This is a genomic window from Comamonas sp. NLF-1-9 (assembly GCF_019195435.1).
Classification (GTDB): Bacteria; Pseudomonadota; Gammaproteobacteria; order Burkholderiales; family Burkholderiaceae_C; genus Comamonas_C.
Window position 1 is genome coordinate 1908901 of sequence record NZ_CP078069.1, and the last position, 19344, is coordinate 1928244.

General features: G+C 69.1%; 23 protein-coding genes and 2 pseudogenes. 18 read left to right on the forward strand and 7 right to left on the reverse strand.

Annotated elements, in window-relative coordinates; translation table 11 throughout:
• The first annotated feature begins 2 nt into the window (after nucleotides 1-2).
• Nucleotides 3-440, forward strand: coding sequence for a hypothetical protein (locus KUD94_RS09175; protein WP_146912974.1), 438 nt, complete (start codon nucleotides 3-5; stop codon nucleotides 438-440).
• A gap of 49 nt (nucleotides 441-489) precedes the next feature.
• The gene (locus tag KUD94_RS09180) at nucleotides 490-798 is read left to right on the forward strand and encodes a type II toxin-antitoxin system RelE/ParE family toxin (protein WP_146912973.1); all 309 of its coding nucleotides are present in this window, start codon (nucleotides 490-492) and stop codon (nucleotides 796-798) included.
• 117 nt (nucleotides 799-915) lie between these two features.
• On the opposite strand, the gene KUD94_RS09185 is transcribed toward KUD94_RS09180, so the two are convergent.
• Nucleotides 916-1164 (reverse strand): CopG family antitoxin, encoded by a 249-nt coding sequence (locus KUD94_RS09185; RefSeq protein WP_146912972.1) that lies wholly within the window; start codon nucleotides 1162-1164, stop codon nucleotides 916-918.
• On the opposite strand from KUD94_RS09185, the pseudogene KUD94_RS14885 reads away from it, so the two are divergent.
• A pseudogene (locus tag KUD94_RS14885) lies at nucleotides 1163-1225 on the forward strand (hypothetical protein); the annotation flags it as partial. The gene KUD94_RS09185 and the pseudogene KUD94_RS14885 sit on opposite strands and share 2 nt — an antisense overlap.
• Before the next feature lie 9 nt (nucleotides 1226-1234).
• Here the strand turns inward: KUD94_RS14885 and KUD94_RS14740 are convergent.
• Both KUD94_RS14740 and KUD94_RS09195 read right to left on the reverse strand, forming a co-directional pair.
• Nucleotides 1235-1429, reverse strand: a pseudogene (locus KUD94_RS14740) (BrnT family toxin); the annotation flags it as partial.
• A 156-nt stretch (nucleotides 1430-1585) separates the two neighbouring features.
• Complete coding sequence (locus KUD94_RS09195) at nucleotides 1586-1903, reverse strand: type II toxin-antitoxin system ParD family antitoxin (protein WP_218236849.1); 318 nt, start codon at nucleotides 1901-1903, stop codon at nucleotides 1586-1588.
• A 52-nt stretch (nucleotides 1904-1955) separates the two neighbouring features.
• Here KUD94_RS09195 and KUD94_RS09200 point away from each other — a divergent pair, with 52 nt between their 5' ends.
• Entirely contained in the window at nucleotides 1956-2114 is a 159-nt protein-coding gene (locus KUD94_RS09200) for a hypothetical protein (RefSeq protein WP_218236850.1), read from the forward strand.
• 29 nt (nucleotides 2115-2143) lie between these two features.
• On the opposite strand, the gene KUD94_RS09205 is transcribed toward KUD94_RS09200, so the two are convergent.
• Together KUD94_RS09205 and KUD94_RS09210 are read right to left on the reverse strand one after the other, a co-directional pair.
• The gene (locus KUD94_RS09205) at nucleotides 2144-3055 is read right to left on the reverse strand and encodes a porin (protein WP_218236853.1); all 912 of its coding nucleotides are present in this window, start codon (nucleotides 3053-3055) and stop codon (nucleotides 2144-2146) included.
• Between the two features lie 197 nt (nucleotides 3056-3252).
• Nucleotides 3253-3702: an OsmC family protein gene (locus tag KUD94_RS09210; protein ID WP_146914169.1), complete on the reverse strand. Its 450-nt coding sequence runs from the start codon at nucleotides 3700-3702 to the stop codon at nucleotides 3253-3255.
• A gap of 122 nt (nucleotides 3703-3824) precedes the next feature.
• On the opposite strand from KUD94_RS09210, the gene ilvA reads away from it, so the two are divergent.
• Nucleotides 3825-5390 carry a threonine ammonia-lyase, biosynthetic gene (gene ilvA, locus KUD94_RS09215; protein WP_218236855.1) on the forward strand — a complete coding sequence of 522 codons (1566 nt, stop codon included), beginning with the start codon at nucleotides 3825-3827 and terminating at the stop codon, nucleotides 5388-5390.
• Nucleotides 5391-5662: 272 nt separating this feature from the next.
• Here the strand turns inward: ilvA and KUD94_RS09220 are convergent, their stop codons facing one another.
• Nucleotides 5663-6145, reverse strand: a complete 483-nt coding sequence (locus KUD94_RS09220) for a type II secretion system protein N (RefSeq protein WP_218236857.1) — start codon at nucleotides 6143-6145, stop codon at nucleotides 5663-5665.
• 118 nt (nucleotides 6146-6263) lie between these two features.
• On the opposite strand from KUD94_RS09220, the gene gspG reads away from it, so the two are divergent.
• From gspG to KUD94_RS09270, 10 genes are read left to right on the forward strand one after another with little or no spacing between them, the layout of a single operon-like run.
• Nucleotides 6264-6641 (forward strand): type II secretion system major pseudopilin GspG, encoded by a 378-nt coding sequence (gene gspG, locus KUD94_RS09225; protein ID WP_255569230.1) that lies wholly within the window; start codon nucleotides 6264-6266, stop codon nucleotides 6639-6641.
• The gene (locus tag KUD94_RS09230) at nucleotides 6616-7104 is read left to right on the forward strand and encodes a type II secretion system protein (RefSeq protein ID WP_218236858.1); all 489 of its coding nucleotides are present in this window, start codon (nucleotides 6616-6618) and stop codon (nucleotides 7102-7104) included. The genes gspG and KUD94_RS09230 overlap by 26 nt, the downstream gene beginning before the upstream one ends.
• A gap of 5 nt (nucleotides 7105-7109) precedes the next feature.
• Nucleotides 7110-7463 carry a type II secretion system minor pseudopilin GspI gene (gspI, locus tag KUD94_RS09235; RefSeq protein ID WP_146912965.1) on the forward strand — a complete coding sequence of 118 codons (354 nt, stop codon included), beginning with the start codon at nucleotides 7110-7112 and terminating at the stop codon, nucleotides 7461-7463.
• On the forward strand, nucleotides 7463-8158 hold the full coding sequence (locus KUD94_RS09240) for a type II secretion system protein J (protein ID WP_218236860.1): 696 nt from the start codon (nucleotides 7463-7465) through the stop codon (nucleotides 8156-8158). Before gspI ends, KUD94_RS09240 begins: the two co-directional genes overlap by 1 nt.
• Entirely contained in the window at nucleotides 8155-9156 is a 1002-nt protein-coding gene (gspK, locus tag KUD94_RS09245; protein WP_370625861.1) for a type II secretion system minor pseudopilin GspK, read from the forward strand. Before KUD94_RS09240 ends, gspK begins: the two co-directional genes overlap by 4 nt.
• Complete coding sequence (gspL, locus tag KUD94_RS09250; protein WP_218236862.1) at nucleotides 9153-10373, forward strand: type II secretion system protein GspL; 1221 nt, start codon at nucleotides 9153-9155, stop codon at nucleotides 10371-10373. The genes gspK and gspL overlap by 4 nt, the downstream gene beginning before the upstream one ends.
• Nucleotides 10370-10861, forward strand: a complete 492-nt coding sequence (gspM, locus tag KUD94_RS09255) for a type II secretion system protein GspM (RefSeq protein WP_218236864.1) — start codon at nucleotides 10370-10372, stop codon at nucleotides 10859-10861. The genes gspL and gspM overlap by 4 nt, the downstream gene beginning before the upstream one ends.
• On the forward strand, nucleotides 10858-11652 hold the full coding sequence (gene gspN / locus KUD94_RS09260) for a type II secretion system protein N (protein ID WP_255568691.1): 795 nt from the start codon (nucleotides 10858-10860) through the stop codon (nucleotides 11650-11652). Before gspM ends, gspN begins: the two co-directional genes overlap by 4 nt.
• A gap of 4 nt (nucleotides 11653-11656) precedes the next feature.
• Nucleotides 11657-13993 (forward strand): type II secretion system secretin GspD, encoded by a 2337-nt coding sequence (gspD, locus tag KUD94_RS09265; RefSeq protein WP_218236866.1) that lies wholly within the window; start codon nucleotides 11657-11659, stop codon nucleotides 13991-13993.
• Between the two features lie 5 nt (nucleotides 13994-13998).
• Nucleotides 13999-15387 (forward strand): GspE/PulE family protein, encoded by a 1389-nt coding sequence (locus KUD94_RS09270; protein ID WP_218236868.1) that lies wholly within the window; start codon nucleotides 13999-14001, stop codon nucleotides 15385-15387.
• A gap of 170 nt (nucleotides 15388-15557) precedes the next feature.
• Here KUD94_RS09270 and KUD94_RS09275 read toward each other — a convergent pair whose 3' ends face one another.
• Complete coding sequence (locus KUD94_RS09275) at nucleotides 15558-16046, reverse strand: YbhB/YbcL family Raf kinase inhibitor-like protein (protein ID WP_218236870.1); 489 nt, start codon at nucleotides 16044-16046, stop codon at nucleotides 15558-15560.
• 80 nt (nucleotides 16047-16126) lie between these two features.
• Here KUD94_RS09275 and KUD94_RS09280 point away from each other — a divergent pair, with 80 nt between their 5' ends.
• Genes KUD94_RS09280 through KUD94_RS09290 form a run of 3 tightly spaced genes read left to right on the forward strand, consistent with a single transcriptional unit; the run spans nucleotide 16127 to nucleotide 19300 of the window.
• Entirely contained in the window at nucleotides 16127-17125 is a 999-nt protein-coding gene (locus KUD94_RS09280; protein WP_218236872.1) for an LLM class flavin-dependent oxidoreductase, read from the forward strand.
• Nucleotides 17126-17152: 27 nt separating this feature from the next.
• Nucleotides 17153-18376, forward strand: a complete 1224-nt coding sequence (gspF, locus tag KUD94_RS09285) for a type II secretion system inner membrane protein GspF (RefSeq protein ID WP_218236874.1) — start codon at nucleotides 17153-17155, stop codon at nucleotides 18374-18376.
• 6 nt (nucleotides 18377-18382) lie between these two features.
• Nucleotides 18383-19300 (forward strand): 5'-nucleotidase, encoded by a 918-nt coding sequence (locus tag KUD94_RS09290; RefSeq protein ID WP_218236876.1) that lies wholly within the window; start codon nucleotides 18383-18385, stop codon nucleotides 19298-19300.
• Nucleotides 19301-19344 lie beyond the last annotated feature (44 nt).

The following is a 19344-nucleotide window of genomic DNA, read 5'->3' on the forward strand; positions in this document are numbered from 1 at the left end:
TCATGCAAAGCATGACACTAGAGCAGCTGCGCGCCACGGCCAGCGCCGGCGGCGTTGTCGGCGTCACCTTGAAAGGGCAGGGCAGCAGTTTCTTCATGGAGATTGCCACCCGCAGCGGGCAAGACGCATTTTTGGTGAAGGCCCGCGGCACCGAGCCGCGCCGCTTCGGCAGTCCGAATTCCGCGCTGATCGTGTTGCGCCATCTTGGCATTGCCGTTGTGAAGCTCGACGCGACCCACTGGAACCCCGACCAAAAAGAAGTCACGCAGAACCGGGACAGCCGCGCTCAAGCGATGCGTCAAGCGCACCAAGCCGCCGCCTATAACCAGTGGCTGACCGGCGAAATTCAGGAGGCCATCGACGACCCCCGCCCGAGCGTGCCGCACGATGAAGTCATGGCCCGAATGGATGCCCGCATTCAGCGGCACAAGACGGCCTGAGTGAAGCGAGCATGAGCCAGCAGGCCATTGACCCATGACAAAGTGGCCGATGGCAAAGCCCAAGACCCCTTACAGCATCGTCTGGCGACCGATCGCCGAGGCCGACTTGGACCACATCGTTGACTACATCGCCCAGGACAACCCGATCAAGGCCGAAGAATTCGGCCAGGAGCTGCGCGACAAGGTGCTCCCGCTTGCGCAGCACCCAAGACTTGGCCGCACCGGCAGGCCCGGCCTGCCGGACTTCCTGCGCGAGTTGGTCGCACATCGGAACTACATCATTTTTTATCGCGTGCTGGACGAGACGCGCACCGTCGAGATTTTGAGAGTGAAGCACGCGGCCCAACAGGTGCCGTGAGGTTGAGGTCAGGAGCGATGACCCAAGCTCTTGATGCCCAGCGGTCGGCCCATCAAACCGTCACCAGAATGCCCGGTGCAAGAAGTCGGGATAGAGCAAGCGCGCCTTTCCCGGCCCTCATTCCGCATGCTGCAAGTCTGCTTCCAGCACCATCCGCACATAGCGGGAATACGGGATACCTTTGGCTTTGGCCTTGGCGCGTACCGCGTCCAGCAGGACGGCGGGCAGGCGCATGTTCAGGGCGGCTTCCTTCTTCACCACCTCGAACCGCATCGGCTTGAACTGCTTGAGGTCAAGGTCGGAAAGGTCTTGCTCCAAGAATGCCTCGGCTTCGTCGTCGGTCTTGAACTCAGGTACTCGTTTCATGGTTGCTCGCCTCCTTGGCGTGCATGTAGCGGGCGCTGATTGGGCGAATGAGACCGCCCCGGAAAGCAAACGCCACGAACATTGCCCGGCCATCCACCCGGCCCGCCGCAATGTGGCGGCTCTCGGTCGGTTTGGTGTGCTTCAGGTCAGGCGCAACGCGCGCTTGACCTTCAAGAAATAGCCGTTCGATTTCTTCACGGGAAACCCCATGCTTCCCGCACTTCGGCCAGTTACCGCTGTCCCAAGCAAACCCGCCGATTTTCATGGTTTATTGTAGATGAATGTCTACACAATTGCAAGGTGTTCAAGGCCGTTTCCTCAATTGTCATCGTTCCTGTCCCGCAAGGCCGCCAGGCCGTTCAACCTTCTGTATCCGCTCTACCTGCTTGGCCAAGCAGGTAGAGCGGAAGTTTCCTCGCCGTCAGGCGCGCGGTATCTGTCCATGGGGTGCATGTAGCCGCAGGCTACGGCCTTCGCCAGCGGAGACAGCCGGTACGGCTTGGCCATTGCGCGCATGCATGCGGCGCAGAAATGCGTCGCTATCAAACAAGCGCGGCGCGCCAGACTCAAGACCGGCGTCCAAGGCATCTTGCAGTGCCTTCACCTTGGATTCGTGTTCTTCCAGCAAGCGCAAACCTGCCCTGATGACATCGCTGGCAGAGCCATGGCACCCATCTTGCACTTGAGCTTCGATGAAGCCGGTGAAATGCTGCCCGAGGAATACGGACGGGTTTCGCATGGGTGCCCTCCTGGAACAGCACTCAATACATACCCATGATTGGTATCGAGCCATGGCTGATCGCTTCGGAAAACGCCTTGTCTGCCTTGGCCTGCGCTACGCCCGCAGTCCCGCCATGGCTAACGCAGACAGCGACTTTCACCTGACTATTGCGCCGAAGAATGCGGGACGCAGCCACGCAAAAAAGCCGCCCGAAGGCGGCTTTGGCTGAATCAGACACTGCCCGAGGCAGTGGCGTCATCAGAAGTTGTGGCGAACGCCGATACCGTAGTTGTTTTCGCCGTCCAGACGGAGGTAGTCGGCGTACACGAAGGTGCGCTTGGACAGGCTGTACTTGCCTTCGATCAAGGCGTTGGTGTACTTCTTGACCGGGTTCTTGGTGTCGCGGGTCAGGTCGAGGGTGACCGAGCCCGGGCCGAAGTTGGCGGTACCACCGATCGAGAAGCCACGGCGCACGGTTTGCAAGTCGTTGTACGACGCGGCCACCACGAAGGTGCCGAACTTGTACTGGCCACCCAGCGACCAGCCGGTCTTCATGGTCTGGGTCTTGTTGGCGGTCAGCGCAACACCCAGCGGGCCGTTGGCGTACTTCAGGTTCAGGTCCCACTTGGCGTTGCCGCCGTTATCATCCTTGAAAATATAGCCAAGGCTACCCGAAAAACCACCGAAATTGGGCGAGGTGTAGGTGAACTGGCTGTTGTTACGAGGAGTCCCATCGCCGCCAAAGCCGAAGGTGTTGGCAACGACCGAGTAGTTGGCCATGCCGGTCAGTTCCCAGGTGGCTGCGCCGAAGAAGGACGGATCCAGGGTACGACCCATCAGGAACTGGCCCCAGCTGCCGGCCAAGTACATATTGGCATTACGCTGCCAGAAAGCAGCATCGTTGGCACCCGTTTTCAGGTTCAGACCCGCTTCAAAATTGAAACCGGCCTTCAGGCCGCCGCCGAGGTCTTCCACGCCACGCACGCCCAGACGGCTGTTGCCGTTGTTGACGGTGTCATTGGCCTTCATGCCAGTCGTGTTGACACCGGTGGCGTAATTGTGACTACGACCGATACCGGCATCGGCCACGCCGTACAAAGTCACCGAAGACTGCGCCATCGCAAAGCCCGAAGCGCCCAAGACTGCCAAGGCAATCAGAGATTTTTTCATTACCAATACTCCAAGGTTAAATAGAAGGCTCCGGCCTGAAAGACTTTGTCCATGCGAGCACTGCCTCGCCGGGCCAACCTCCTGGTGGGGAAGTTCTACGTATTGCAACAGAGACCGGGCGGATAAGCAAAGCAAATCGCCTCGAAAGCGGCCACTGCCCCGGGTTCTGTTGTTCAATGACAACAACCCGCCGCAGCTCAGGACTCGCGCAGTTCAAAGCCGGTGGTGATTTGCGCCGTGCCCGAGAGCATGGCCAGCGCCGAGCAGTACTTTTCGTGGCTGAGCTGCACCGCGCGCTGCACCGCCTCGCGCGGCAGCTGGCGCCCGGTGACGGTGAACTGCAGGTGGATGCGCGTGAACACCTTGGGGTCGGTGCTGGCGCGCTCGGCCTTCAGGTGCACGCTGCAGCCGCGCACGTCGTGGCGGCCGCGGCGCAGGATCAGCACCACGTCGTAGGCGCTGCAGCCGCCGGTGCCCGCCAACACGGTCTCCAGCGGACGCGGGGCCAGGTTCAGGCCGCCGTGTTCGGGGCGCTCGGCGTCGGGCGCGCCGTCCATGTTGAGGATGTGGCCGCTGCCGGTCTCCGCGACGAAGCCCATGCCCGAGCGCGGGCCCGCAGCGCCCGTCCAGCTGACGGTGCATTCCACCATGGTGAGTTTCCTTTTTTAACGTGATCGGCGCGACGCCGCGCGAGGCCGCCATTGTCCCACCGCCCGCTGGGGCGCGAGGCCTATGATTGCCGGTTTTGCCGCCCCTGCACCGACCGCCCATGGCCCCAGCGCTCACCCCCTTCGACTATCTGACCCGGATATTGACCGCACGGGTGTACGACGTGGCGATCGAGTCGGCGCTGCAGCCGGCCAAGGCGCTGTCGCGGCGCCTGCACAACAAGGTGCTGCTCAAGCGCGAGGACCAGCAGCCGGTGTTTTCCTTCAAGCTGCGCGGGGCCTACAACAAGATGGCCAGGCTCACGCCCGAGCAACTGGCCAAGGGGGTGATCTGCGCCTCGGCCGGCAACCACGCTCAGGGGGTGGCGCTGAGCGCCGCGCGCATGAACGCCCGTGCGGTGGTCGTGATGCCGACCACCACGCCCCAGGTCAAGATCGACGCGGTGAAGAACCTGGGCGCCGAGGTGCTGCTCAGCGGCGAGAGCTATTCTGACGCCTACGAGGAGGCGGTGCGCCTGCAGCGCCAGCAGCAGCTGACCTTCATTCACCCTTTCGACGACCCGGACGTGATCGCCGGCCAGGGCACGATCGCGATGGAGATCCTGCAACAGGTGCAGCAGCTGGGCAGCAGCCGGCTCGACGCCATCTTCGTGCCCATAGGCGGCGGCGGCTTGATCGCCGGCGTCGCCAACTACGTCAAGGCCGTGAATCCCGAGGTCAAGGTGATCGGCGTGCAGATGAGCGACTCCGACGCCATGGCCCAATCGGCCGATGCGCGCGAGCGCGTGCAGTTGCAGGACGTGGGTCTGTTTTCCGACGGCACCGCGGTCAAGCTGGTGGGCAAGGAAACCTTTCGCATCGCCAGCGCGCTGGTGGACGAGTACGTGCGCGTCGATACCGACGCGGTGTGCGCGGCGATCAAGGACATCTTCATCGACACGCGCAGCATCGTCGAGCCCGCCGGCGCGCTGGGCGTGGCGGCCATCAAGCAGTACGTGGCCGCGCACAAGCGCCGTGGCGAGACCTATGCGGCCATCCTCTCGGGCGCGAACATGAATTTCGGACGCCTGCGCTTCGTGGCCGAGCGTGCCGAGGTCGGCGAAGAGAAAGAGGCGCTGTTCGCGGTCACCATCCCCGAAGAGCGCGGCAGCTTCAAGCGCTTTTGCGAAGTGGTCGGCGCGCTGCCGGGCGGGCCGCGCAGCGTGACGGAATTCAACTACCGCATCAGCGACCCGCAGCGCGCGCACGTCTTTGTCGGCCTGTCCACCCACAGCCGCGGCGAATCGGAAAAAATCGCCCGCTCCTTCGAGAAGAACGGCTACGCGGCGCTGGACCTGACGCACGACGAAATGGCCAAGGAGCACCTGCGCCACCTGGTCGGCGGGCATTCCAGCCTGGCGCGCAACGAGCGGCTGATGCGCTTCACCTTCCCCGAGCGGCCGGGTGCGCTGTTCAAGTTCCTGAGCCTGATGGCGCCGGCCTGGAACATCTCGCTGTTCCACTACCGCAACCAGGGCGCAGACTATGGCCGCATCCTCGTGGGCATGCAGGTGCCGGCACAGGACAACGCGGCGTTTGACGCGTTCTTGAAGGCGCTGGGCTATCCGTATATCGAAGAGACGCAAAACCCGGCCTATCGCTTGTTCCTGGAGGCCAACGGGCACTGAGCCTGGTTGGGTCCGCGCCGCTTTGGGGAGAGGCTGGGAGAGGGGCTGGCATGTGGCTTCAGTGTGGGCACGGATGCGCCGCTGGCCCTCACCCCTGCCCTCTCCCAGAGGGAGAGGGAGCAAGACAGCGCTCAGGCTGGCTCCACGCCTCTCTGGTGAGAGGTTGGGCGGGGGCGCAAGACGGTGCTCGGACTGGCTCCTCGCCCCTTTGAGGAGAGGCTGGGAGAGGGGCTGGCAGGTAGCAGCAGGGGGCACGGATGCGCCGCTGGCCCTCAGCCCTTCCCTCTGCCTGGGGGCGAGGGGGAAAGAGAAGGAGAGGGGCGCGGCAGCTCCAGCGTCATCGTGGCCGCGCCATCGAGTGCCGCGCCCAGCCGGGCCTCGCGCGCGCCGAGCGACTGCACGACCAGGCCGGGCGCGACCTGAGCGCCGACGCGGTAGGGCTTGGCCGGCTTGTCGCCCACGGCGATCAAGGCCGCGCCCTGCCCGCTGCGCGTGCCCGCCAGCACGCCGCGCAGCACCAGATGGGCGGACTCGGGTTCGGCGGCGTCCGAAGCCACGGCCGGGCTGGCGCCCAGCAGACGTGCCAGCGCGACGGCGTCCACCGCCGGTGGCTCGGCGGCGGCCACGGGCACGGGTGCGGCGGCGGGCGGGCGCGCGAGCCGGATCGCCCACCAGGCAAGGCTCGCGCCGCACAGCAGCCACAGGCCCAGCGTGGCAAGGCGCAGGCTCCAGCGGTGGGGGGCAGGGGCGGACATGGGCCCATTATCATTGAGCCGCTTGCCTTCCTCGTCTTGCTGAAAGAGCCCTCCCGTGCCCCTGTCTTCCACTTTTGGCCGCCTGCGCCGCGCTGCGGGCTTCACCCTGATCGAGCTGATGGTGGTGCTGGTCATCATCGGGGTGCTGGCCGCGCTCATCGTGCCCAATGTGCTGGACCGTGCCGACGACGCGCGCGAGACGGCCGCGCGCACCGACGTGACCAATCTCATGCAGGCGCTCAAGCTCTACAAGCTGGACAACCTGCGCTACCCCACGACCGAGCAAGGCCTGCAAGCCCTGGTGAGCAAGCCGACCAGCGCGCCCGTGCCGCCCAACTGGCGCCCCTACCTGGAAAAGCTGCCTACCGACCCCTGGAAGAACCCCTACCAGTATCTGAACCCGGGCATCAAGGGCGAGGTGGACGTGATGTCGTTGGGCGCGGACGGCCAGCCCGGTGGCGAGGGCAAGAATGCGGACATCGGCAGCTGGCAATAGCGGCACCTGCGTACGTACGCCGCGCACCGCGTCCCGCCCCGCCACGGGCTTGCGCGGCTTCACGCTGCTGGAGCTGCTGGTGGTCGTGGCCATCATCGCGGTGGCCAGTGCGGGCGTGGGCTTTGCGCTCGGCGACAGCCGGCGCAATGCGCTGCAGCAAGAGGGCGAGCGCCTGGCGGCGCTGCTGGAATCGGCACGGGCGCAGTCGCGCGCATCGGGCAGCGCGGTGCGCTGGCGCGCCGAGCCCGGCGGTTTTCGCTTCGAGGGCCTGGGCGGCGAGCCGCTGCCCCGGCACTGGCTGCAGGCGCAGACCCGGGTGTTGACGCCGGCACCTCTGTGGCTCGGGCCGGAGCCGCTGATCGGCCCGCAGGAGGTGCTGATCGTCAACCCCGAACTGCCCGGACAGACGGTGCGCGTGGCCAGCGACGGACTGCGCCCCTTTGCCGCGCACGCGCTGCGGTGAAGTCCATGCGCGCACGCGGCTTCACGCTGGTGGAGGTGCTGGTGGCGCTGGGCATCGTGGCGATTGCGCTGCTGGCCGGCTCGCAGGCCAGCAATGCGCTGGTGCGCAACAGCGCGCGCCAGACCGACATCACGCTGGCCCATGTCTGCGCCGAGAACGCGCTGGTGGCGGTGCGCCTGTCGCGTCAGATGCCCTCGCTGGGCGACAGCAGCGGGCCCTGCGTGCAGGCCGGGCGCGACTATCTGGTGCAGTTGCAGGTCACGCCCACGCCCAATCCGCAGTTTCGCCGCGTGGATGCGCAGGTTTTTCAAGCCAAAAACCCGGTTTTGCGCCTGTCCACCATCGTGGGACGCTATTGATGAAGGAGCGCACCGGACCCTCTCCCGGCGGCTTCACGCTGGTGGAGCTGCTGGTGGCGATCGCGGTGCTGGCGCTGCTGGCCGTGGTCAGCTGGCGCGGGCTCGACGCCATGGTGCGCGCGCAACAGCAGACGGGCGCGCACACCGACGCGGTGCTGACGCTGCAGACCGTGCTCGACCAGTGGGAGACCGACCTGAACGCGGTGCAGACTCTGGAGCACACCACCCCCATCGCCTGGGACGGCCAGCTGCTGCGCCTGACGCGGCGCAGCCCGCAAGCCGAGGACCCGGGCCTGCGCGTGGTGGCCTGGGCGCTGCGCAGCGTGGACGGCAGCGACCAGTGGCTGCGCTGGCAGTCCCCGCCCGTGGCCACGGCCGCGCAGTGGCAGCAGGCCTGGGACCAGGCGGCGCTCTGGGCGCGCACCCCGAGCGCGCAGACGCGCCGCGGTGAAACCGTGTTGCTGCCGCTGGCCGGCTGGCAGCTGTTCTTCTACCGCGAGGGCGCCTGGGCCAACGCCTTGTCCAGTGCCAGCGCGCCGCGCGCGGCGGAAGGCGCCGCGCCGCCGGCGGCGACACCGGCGGTGGGCATGCCCGAGGGCGTGCGCCTGCAGATCACGCTGGCGGCGGGCGGCGCGCTCAGCGGCCAGATCACGCGCGACTGGGTCAACCCGACGCTGGGAGGCAACAAGTCGTGAACGCGCGGCGCGACCAGCGCGGCGCGGCGCTGCTCACCGCGATGCTGGTGGTCACCCTGGTTGCGGCCTTCGCCGCCAGTGCGCTATGGCAGCAATGGCGCGCGGTGCAGGTGGAGACGGCCGAGCGCGCGCGCGTGCAGTCGGCCTGGATCCTGGTGGGCGCGCTGGACTGGGCACGGCTGATCCTGCGCGAAGACTCGCTGGCACGCGGCGACGGCACGGACAACCTGAGCGAGCCCTGGTCGGTGCCGCTGGAAGAAGCGCGCCTGTCCACCTTTCTTGCGGCCCAGCATGGCGCGGTGAGCGACGCCAGCACCGACGTGGCCGATGCCTTCCTCTCGGGCGAGATCATCGACCAGCAGGGCCTGCTGAACCTGCGCAATCTGGCCCAGGGCAACGCGGTGGACCCGGTGGCGCTGCGCCAGTTTGCGCGGCTGTTTTCCTACCTTGGGCTGGACGGCGCACTGCTGCAGCAGATTGCCGAGCACATGGTGCAGGCCACGCGTGCCGACGACCAGGGCCAGGCTGGCGCTGGCGCGCCACTGCTGCCCCAGACGCTGCAGCAACTGGCCTGGTGGGGCGTGCCCGCCGACGTCGTGCGCCGGCTGGCGCCCTACGCCTGCGTCCTGCCGGTGCGCACGCGGCTGAACCTCAACACCGCCAGCGCCGTGCTGCTGTGGGCCGGCATCGACGGTATTTCCATGGCCGACGCGCAGCAGCTTGCACAGCAGCGCCAGACGCGCTACTTCACCCGCGTGAGCGATGCCGCCAGCGCCCTGGGCAACAAGCCCGAGGCGGTGCGCGTGGATTTGCACGACGTTGCCTCCAACTACTTCGAAGTGCGCGGGCGCCTGCGCCTGGACGGCGTGGTGGTGCAAGAGCGCTCGCTGGTGTTCAAGCAGCGCGGCGCGGCGCGCACCCTCTGGCGCGAGCGCGGCAGCTGGCTGCAAGACCCCGGCAAGCCCGCACCTACAATGCCCGACCTGCCCCCGCCATGAGCACGCTGATCGTTTCCCTGCCGCCCGACTCGCCCGAGCCCAGCACCGAGCTGGGCTATGTGCTGACGGACGATGGCTACGGCGCCGCGCGCACCGGCCAGGGCGCTGCGGCCTTGCTGCCCGCGCCGGGGCGCACCGGCGAAACCGTCGCCGTGGTGCCGCTTGCGCGCCTGTCTTGGCAGCGCGTGACGCTGCCGCAGGGCACGCTGGGCCAGATGCAGCGCCTGCGCGCGGTGCTGGAGGGCCTGCTCGAAGAACAACTGCTCGATGAGCCGGCGCTGCTGCATTTCGCGCTGCAGCCCGAAGCCTCCACGGGCGCGCCGATCTGGGTGGCGGTGTGCGAGCGCGCCTGGCTGCAGGGCGCGCTGCAGGTGCTGGAGGGTGCCGGACACCGCGTGGCGCGCATCGTGCCCGCCTGGGCGCCAGGGCCTACCGCCAGCGGGCAGATGGAGTGCACCGTCGTGGGCGAGCCCGGGCAGGCCATGGCCGTGCTCGCCGGCATGGGCGAGCACCTGGCGCTGGGCCAAGTGCCCTTGCAGGCACCGGCGCTGCGCGCCCTGTTGCAGCCCGAGACGCCGCTGCGCGCGGAACCCGCTGTCGCCGAGCTCGCCGAGCGCGTGCTCGAACGCAGCGCTGCCCTGTTGCCGCGCGCCGAAGCCTTGCTCGCCGCAGCGCGCGGAGCCTGGAACCTGGCGCAGTTCGACCTCGCGCGCAACCGCCGCCAGCGCACCCGCCGCTGGCTGGGCGCGGGGGCCAGCGCGCTGCTGCATGCGCGCCAGTGGCGCGCCGCACGCTGGGCGCTGGTGCTGCTGGTGGCGCTGCAGCTGCTGGCGCTGAACCTCTGGGCCTGGCAAGACGCGCGCGCGCTGCGCCAGCGCCAGGAGGCCACGCGCCAACTGCTCACCCAGACTTTTCCCCAGGTCAAGCTGGTGATCGACGCGCCGGTGCAGATGCAGCGCGAGGTGGACGCGCTGCGCCGCGCCTCCGGTGCACTCGCGCCGGGCGACTTCGAAGCCTTGCTCGCCGCTGCTGCCGCCGTGCTCGCGCCGGGGCAGGTGCCCAGCGGCATCGACTACGGCCAGGGGCGGCTGCGCCTGTCGGGCCTCACGCTCAGCCAGGAGCAGTTGGGCGCGGCGCGCCAGCAGCTGGCGGCCGCAGGCCTTGAGCTCGGCCGCGAAGAGCAGGCGCTGGTGCTGCAAGTGCGGGGCGCTCCATGAAGGCGCTGGCTTCGGCGCGCAGCACCTGGGGCGCACTGGCGCCGCGCGAGCGCAGGCTGGTGCGCGCGGCGCTGGGCGTGGTGCTGCTGGGGCTGCTCTGGGGGCTGTTGCTGGCGCCGCCGCTCAAGGCCTTGCGCAGCTCGGCCGAGCGCCATGCGCGCGTGGACGCGCAGTGGCAGCAGATGCAGCAACTGCAGGCCCAGGCCGAGCAGCTCAAGGCCGCGCCGCGCCAGGGCGATGTCGATGCGCCCGCCGAGCTGCGCCAGAGCAGCCAGGCGCTGCTCGGCGCCGGCGCCACGCTCAGCATCAACGCCGGGCGCGCGACCGTGGCCTTGAGCGAGGTGCCTGCCGCCGCGCTGGCCGCGTGGCTCGCGCAAGTGCGCTCCAGCGCGCAGGCGCTGCCCGAGCAGGCGCAGCTCAAACAAGTGCCAGGCGGCGAGGCGGCGCGCTGGAGCGGCAGCGTCGTGCTGGCACTGCCCGCGCCGTGACGGCCAGCCCCGCAGCCGCCGCGCCGCGCCCGCCCTGGGGCTGGGCCGGCCTGGGCTTGTTCCTGGGGGTGCTGGCGGTGCTCGTGCTGCAGCCGCCGGCGCACTGGCTCGCGACCGCGCTGGAGCGCGCCAGCGCCGGTCAACTGCGCCTGGCGGCGAGCGAGGGCACGCTCTGGAGCGGCTCGGCCCAGTTGCAATTGACCGGCGGCCAGGGCAGCCACGACGCGCTGGCCCTGCCCGGGCGCGTGCACTGGCAGATCCGGCCGGTCTGGGATGGCGCGCGGCTGCGGCTGCGCCTGGACTGCTGCACGCCCACGGCGCTGCAGGCGCGTCTGCGCCTGGGCTGGGGCAGCGCGCAGGTGCAACTCGGCGATGGCCAGAGCCTGTGGCCGGCGGCCTTGCTCGCTGGCCTGGGCACGCCCTGGAACACGGTGCAACTGCGCGGCCAGCTGGCGCTGAGCACCAGCGCACTGGAGCTCGGCTGGGCGCGCGGGCGCATGGAGCTTGCCGGCAGCGCGCAGCTTGAGCTGCGCCACATCTCCTCGCGCCTGTCGACGCTGCAACCCATGGGCAGCTACCGCCTGCTGCTCAGCGGCGGCGCCGCGCCCCGGCTGACGCTCACCACGCTGGAAGGCGCGCTGCGCCTGTCGGGCAGCGGCCAATGGGTGGGCCAGCGCCTGCGTTTTGCCGGCGAAGCGACGGCCGCGCCGGGCAGCGAGGCGCAGCTGGCCAACCTGCTCAATATCATTGGGCGGCGCAGCGGCGCGCGCTCCGTCATCACGATTGGTTGATTTCATGCACATCCGGCCCTTGCTCTTGCTGCGGCAAACTATATTTTTGATAGCTGTTTGCGCTGTATGGACGGGCGCTAGCGGCCAAAATCATGCAAAACCCGCGCGGGCTGCGAGCAGCGTGCAGGCGAGCGAGCCGGTGACGCTGAACTTCGCCAACGCCGACATTGACGCGGTGGCGCGCACCATGGCCACCATCACCGGGCGCAACGTGGTGGTGGACCCGCGGGTGAAGGGCCAGATCACGCTGTCGACGGAAAACCCGGTGCCGCCGATGCAGGCCTTCAACCAGTTCCTGGCGGCGCTGCGCCTGCAGGGCTATACGGTGGTCGAGTCCGGCGGCCTGTACAAGGTGGTGCCCGAGGCCGACGCCAAGCTGCAAACCGGCGTGGTCAGCGTGTCCGAAGGCGGCGGCAAGGGCGTGGCCGCGGGCGGGCAGATCGTCACGCAGATCTTCAAGCTCAACTTCGAGAACGCCAACAACCTGGTGCCGGTGCTGCGCCCCTTGATCAGCCCGAACAACACCATCAACGCCAACCCGGGCAACAACTCGCTGGTGATCACCGACTATGCGGACAACCTGCAGCGCATTGCACGCATCATCGCCGCGATGGACGTGGCGCATGCGACCGACCTGGAGGTGATACCGCTGCGCCATGCGATCGCCTCCGAGCTCGCGCCGCTGGTGGCGCGCCTGATCGAAGGCGGCACACCCGCCTTCGGCACGCCCGGCGCGCCCGCCGCGGTGCAGGCCCAGGCGGACGGCGCATTCAAGACCACGCTGCTGGCCGAGCCGCGCAGCAACGCCTTGATCGTGCGCGCGGCCAACCCGGCGCGCCTGGCGCAGGTGCGCGCGCTGGTAGCGCAACTGGACCAGCCGGCCATCAGTACCAGCGGCGCCGCCAGCGGCAACATCCACGTGGTCTATCTGAAGAACGCCGACGCGGTGCGCCTGGCCACCACGCTGCGCGCCGCGCTGGCGGCCGAGGCGCCGGCGCATGAAGGCGCGGGCGCGGCCGCCCCGGCCAGCGCCGCGAGCGCCGGCGCCGCCCGTCTGCGCGGCGCCGGGGGCCTGGGTGCGGGCGGCATCGGCGCGGCGACCGGCCTGGGCGCGGCAGCCGCCGGAGGCCTTGGCAGCAGCGCAGCCAGCGGCGTGGGCGCCCCGCCCGAAGCCATTTCCACCGGCGGCATCATCCAGGCCGACCCGGCGACCAATTCGCTCATCATCACCGCGCCCGAGCCGCTGTTCCGGCAGATTCGCGCCGTCATCGACAAGCTCGACGGGCGGCGCGCCCAGGTGCTGATCGAGAGCCTGATCGTCGAGGTCAGCGCCAACAAGGTGGCCGAGTTCGGCATCCAGTGGCAGGGCGTGTTCGGGCGCTATGGCGGCACGCTCGGCCTGCTGGGCAGCAACTCGGGCGTGGCCGGCACCAACATCCTGGACATGGCGCTGGCCGCCGCCAGCGGCGACCCGGCGGCCCTTGCCAAGGCACGGCCGAGCGCTGGCTTCAACGCCGCCATCGCGCCGCGCATCAACGGCAAGTACTACCTCGGGGCGCTGGCCAACTTCCTGGAAAACAGCGGCAGCGCCAACGTGCTGTCCACGCCGAACCTGCTGACGCTGGACAACGAGGAGGCGCAGATCATCGTCGGCGAGAACGTGCCCTTTCCCACCGGCCAGTACACCAACACCGGCGGCAACAACGGCTCGGTCAACCCCTTCACCACGGTGGACCGCAAGGACGTGGGCCTGATGCTGCGCGTGCGCCCGCAGATCAACGAGAACGGCACCGTCAAGCTCACGCTCTACCAGGAGGTGTCCAACGTGGACAAGTCCACGCTTGCCAGCACCTACGGGCCTTCGACCAACAAGCGCTCGATCGAATCGACGGTGCTGGTCGACGACGGCAACATCATCGTGCTCGGCGGTCTGCTCGAAGACGCGTATTCGCTGGGCGAGGACAAGGTGCCGGTGCTCGGCGACGTGCCGGTGGTGGGCAACCTGTTTCGCAGCGAATCGCGCACGCGCCAGAAGTCCAACCTGATGATCTTCCTGCGCCCCGTGGTGGTGCGCGACAACGCCACCAGCGACACCCTGGTGATGGACCGCTACGAAGCCATACGCGCGCTGCAGCAGGCCAGCCAGCCCGAGCAGCGCGCAGTGCTGCGCGGCGTGAGCGATGCGCCGCTGCTGCCCCCGCTGCCCGGCGCCGGCGCGCCCGCGGGCGTGCCGCTGCCGCTGCCCCCGGGCGGCATGCCGGCCGCCGCGCCGCCGCCGCTGCAGCCGGCGCCCGCCGCGCAGCAGATGCCGCTTTCGGGCGACCTGCCACCGAGCCCCTGAGTGCGATGCGCCACCCCCTGCCCTACGCCTTTGCGCGCGCCAGCCAGCTGCTGCTGGAAGACGACGGCCAGCAACTGCTGCTCTGGCACGGCCCCGAGCCCAGCGCCGCCGCGCTGTCGGAGGTCATGCGCAAGCACGCCGTCGCCCAGCTGCTGCCCCTGCCTGCGCCCGAGCTCGCGCAGCGCATCAGCGCGGCCTATGCGCAAAGCGAGTCGAGCGCCGCCACCGTGGTGAGCGAGGTGCAGGAGGAGGCGGATCTCTCGCGCATGATGCAGGAGCTGCCCGCAGTGGAAGACCTGCTGGAGAGCGCGGGCGACGCGCCCATCATCCGCATGCTCAACGCCCTGCTCACGCAGGCGGCGCGCGACGGCGCGAGCGACATCCACATCGAACCCTACGAGCGCCACTCCAGCGTGCGCTTTCGCGTCGACGGCCAGCTGCGCGAAGTGGTGCAGCCCAACCGCGCGCTGCACGCGGCGCTGATCAGCCGCCTGAAGATCATGGCGGACCTCGATATCGCCGAAAAACGCTTGCCGCAGGACGGGCGCATCAGCCTGCGCCTGGGCACGCGCGCCATCGACGTGCGCGTTTCCACCCTGCCCAATGCGCACGGCGAGCGCGCCGTCTTGCGATTGCTGGACAAGAGCGAGAGCAAGCTCAGCCTGCAGGCCGTGGGCATGCAGGGCGAGGTACTGGCACGCTTTGAGCATCTGATCGCCCAGCCGCACGGCATCCTGCTGGTCACCGGCCCCACCGGCTCGGGCAAGACGACGACGCTGTACGCCGCACTCTCGCGCCTGGACGCGGCGCGCAGCAACATCATGACGGTGGAAGACCCGATCGAGTACGAGCTGCCGGGCGTCGGCCAGACGCAGGTGAATGCGCGCATAGAACTCACCTTTGCCAAGGCGCTGCGCGCCATCCTGCGTCAGGACCCGGACGTGATCATGATCGGCGAGATCCGCGACTTCGAGACCGCGCAGATCGCCATCCAGGCCAGCCTCACCGGCCACCTGGTGCTGGCCACGCTGCACACCAACGACGCGGCCAGCGCCGTCACGCGGCTGATCGACATGGGGGTGGAGCCCTTTTTGCTGTCGTCATCGCTGCTGGGCGCGCTGGCCCAGCGGCTGGTGCGCAAGCTGTGCACCCAGTGCCGTGGCGCGGGCTGCGAAGCCTGCGGGCAGACGGGCTATCAGGGACGCACGGGCGTGTTCGAGCTGCTGACGGTAGACGATGCAATCCGCAGCCTGATCCACCGCCAGGCGGGCGAGGCCGAAATCCGCGCCCAGGCGCAAGCCGCAGGCATGCAGTTGATGCGCGAGGACGCGGAGCGGCTGATCGCCAGCGGCATCACCAGCCGCGAAGAGGTGCTGCGCGTGACGCGCGATTAGCAAGTCCGTGCCACCGGAGGCTTCGGTTTGAGCCACCGCCGCTGGCCCCCACCCCTGCCCTCCCCCAGAGGGGGAGGGAAAAAGACCGTTATCGCCCTCGCCCCTTTGGGGAGAGGGAGGGGTGAGGGGCTTGCGCGGCATGCACAGAGCCGCCCCGGCGGCGCCCTCGATCAGCGCTCGTACCGCGCGGTGAGTCTTGCCTCGCCCAGCCGGGCAAAGTGGATCATGAAGCCCACGTAGGCCGCCGACGCATCGTCAGGCACATCGAGCTTGTCCACGTTCAGCGCATGCAGCGTGAAGACGTAGCGGTGCGGGCCATGGCCGGGAGGCGGCGCGGCGCCACCGTATTCCTTGCTGCCAAAGTCGGTGCGACCCTGCTTCGCCCCGGCAGGCAGCGCGCCGCCCGGGTTGCCCGCGCCGCGCGGCAGGCCGGCGCAATCCGCCGGGATGTCGTAGACCACCCAGTGCCACCAGCCCGAGCCGGTGGGCGCGTCGGGGTCGTACATCGTCAAGGCAAAGCTCTTAGTGCCCTCGGGCACGCCGCTCCAGGCCAGTTGCGGCGAGACGTTGTCGCCGCCCGCGCCCATGGCGCTGTGCACGAAGGTTCTGGCCAGCGTCTGCTGCTCGGCCACGTCGCTGCTGCTCAATACCAATCCCATGGTCCATCTCCGTTGTGCATGCAATGGCCATTATCGGCAGGCCCGCCCAACCCATGCGGGCCCCGGCACAATCTGCAGCCATGAAGACTCCGAAACTCTCCATGCTGGACCTGGTGGCGGTGCGCGAAGGCGGCACGCCCGCCGAGGCGATCGCCACCGCCGTGCGCACCGCCCGCAAGGCTGAGCAACTGGGCTTTGCCCGCTACTGGCTGGCCGAACACCACAACATGCCGGGCATCGCAAGCTCGGCCACCGCGGTGCTCGTGGGCCATGTGGCCGGGCAGACCGCGCGCATTCGCGTCGGCTCGGGCGGGGTGATGCTGCCCAACCACGCGCCGCTGGTGGTGGCCGAAGCCTTCGGCACGCTGGCCAGCCTCTACCCCGGGCGCATAGACCTGGGCCTGGGGCGCGCGCCCGGCACCGACCGCGCCACCATGCGCGCGCTGCGCCGCGACCGCGTGGAGACCGAAGCGGACTTTCCGCGCGACGTGGCCGAGCTGCAGCGCCTGCTCGGGCCGGCGCAGCCGGGGCAGGCGATTACCGCGGTGCCTGGCGCGGGCACCGAGGTGCCGATCTGGCTGCTGGGTTCGAGCCTGTTTTCCGCCCAGCTGGCGGCCGAGAGGGGACTGCCCTACGCCTTTGCATCGCATTTCGCGCCGCGCCTGCTGCTGCCCGCGCTGGAGCTGTACCGCCGCCAGTTCCGCCCGTCCAAGGTGCTGGCAAAGCCCTACACCCTCATCGGCGTACCGCTGGTGGCCGCGCCCACGGACGAAGAGGCCGAGCTGCTGGCCAGCAGCATCCAGCAGCGCGTGCTGGGCATAGTCACCGGCCGGCGCGGCCTGCTGGCGCCGCCGGTGCCCGGCTTCATGGCCAGCCTGGGCGAGGCCGAACGTTCGGCGATCGCGGACTTCCTGGCGCTGGCCGTGATCGGCGGCCCGGACACGGTGCGCGAGGGCTTTGCCGCCATCGCCCGGGCCACGCAGGCCGACGAATTCATGCTGAGCTGCGACGTCTTCGAGCCGGCGCTGCGCCTGCGCTCGCTGGAGATCGCGGCGCAGGCACTGGGCGCGGGCGATTGAGTCCGCACAATCAGCATCGGTCTTTCCATGCCTGCCTTTTCCTTTGAAGCCCTGGACAGCGAAGGCCGCGTGCGCCGCGGCACGCTGGAGGCCGATACCGCGCGCGCCGCACGCAGCCTGCTGCGCGCGCAGGCACTGGTGCCGCTGGAAGTGGGCACGCTGCAGGGCAGCGACAGCGCCCCGCCCACGCTGCTTCAGCGCCTGCTCACCCGCCCGGTATTCAACGCCACCACGCTGGCCGTGTGGACGCGCCAGCTCGCCGGGCTGGTCGGCTCTGGCCTGCAACTGGAGCGCGCGCTCACCGCGCTGGCCGACGAGGCCGAGGATGAAGGCCAGCGCCAGCTACTGGCCACCTTGCGCGCCGAGGTCAACGCCGGCAGCCCGTTTGCCCGGGCGCTGGCGCAGTTTCCGCGCGAGTTCTCGCCGATCTACTGCGCGGTGATCGGCGCGGGCGAGGCGAGCGGGGGCCTGGCCCAGGTGCTCGAGCGCCTGGCCGACGACCTGGAAGAGCGCCAGCAACTGCGCGGCAAGCTGATCGGCGCGGCGCTGTACCCGGCCATCGTCACCGTGGTGGCGATTGCCATCGTGCTGTTTCTGGTCGGCTACGTGGTGCCGCAGGTGGCCAGCGTGTTTGCCGGCAGCAAGCGCGCGCTGCCCCTGCTCACGGTGGCGATGCTGGCGATCAGCGACTTCGTGCGCGACTATGGCTGGCTGGTGTTGCTCGCTATCGTGGCAATAGCGGTCAGCGTACGCCTGGCCTTGAAAAACGCCGGTTTTCATCAAAAGTTCGATGCCTGGTGGCTGCGCTTGCCGGTGCTCGGGCGGCTGGCGCGCGGCTACAACGCGGCGCGTTTTGCCGGGACGCTGGCCATGCTCGCGGGCGCGGGCGTGCCCATTCTGAAGGCGCTGCAGGCGGCGGCCGAGACGCTGTCCAACCAGGCGCTGCGCGCCGATGCGCTGGAGGCGCTCACGCTGGTGCGCGAGGGCGCGCCGCTGGCTTCGGCGCTGGCGCGCACCAAGCGTTTTCCGTCGCTGCTGGCAATGTTCGCGCGCCTGGGCGAGCAGACCGGGCAGCTGCCCCTCATGCTCGAGCGCGCCGCGCGCCAGATGGGCGCCGAGGTGCAGCGGCGCGCGCTGCAGCTGGCCACCATCCTCGAGCCTCTGCTCATCGTCGCCATGGGCCTGGTCGTGATGCTCATCGTGCTGGCGGTGCTGCAGCCCATCATCGAGCTCAACCAGTTCGTCAAGTAGAAGACCATGGCAAGCACCCTGAGCGGCAAGCTCGTCGTCGCGATCTCCTCGCGTGCGCTGTTCGACTTCGAGGAGGAAAACCGCCTGTTCGAGACCGGCGACGAAGCCGGCTACATGCACTACCAGCTCGAGCGCGTGCAGCAGCCGCCGGGGCCGGGCGTGGCCTTTGCGCTGGTCAAGAAGCTGCTCGCCTTCAATACCGACGCGGCGCAGCGCGTGGAGGTGGTGATGCTCTCGCGCAACGACCCGGCCAGCGGGCTGCGTGTGTTCGCCTCGGCCCAGGCGGCGGGCATGCGCATAGAGCGCGGCGTGTTCACGCGCGGCAGAGACCCCTTCGGCTATCTGCGCCCGCTCGGCGCCCACCTGTTTTTGTCGGCCAATGCGGCGGACGTGCAGCAGGCGCTGTCCATGGGTTTTCCGGCCGCGCGCGTGCTGACCGAATCGCGCCCCGCCGGCCAGCACTACCCGCAGGAAGTGCGCATTGCCTTCGATGGCGACGCGGTGCTGTTTTCCGACGAGGCCGAGCGCGTCTACCAGCAGGGTGGCCTGCCCGCCTTCGTGCAGCACGAGACCGAGCTGGCCACCACCCCGCTGGCCGGCGGCCCCTTCAAGCCGCTGCTGGCGGCGCTGCACCACCTGCAGCAGCAGGCCGAAGCCTCGCAGACCATGCGCATCCGCACCGCGCTGGTCACGGCACGCAGCGCGCCGGCGCACGAGCGCGCGGTACGCACCCTGCTCGACTGGGGCATCACGGTAGACGAGGCGATGTTTTTGGGCGGCCTTGAAAAAGGCCCGTTCCTGCGCGAGTTCGAGCCCGATTTTTTCTTCGACGACCAGCGCGGCCATGTGCTGAGCGCCGCCCGGCATGTGCCGGCCGGCCATGTGGCCGGGCTGCTGGCGGCGAGCGGGCAAGAAAAAGGGTAGCGCGAAGGCTACCCCGGTACGAAGAAGAAAACCGCGCCCTCCCC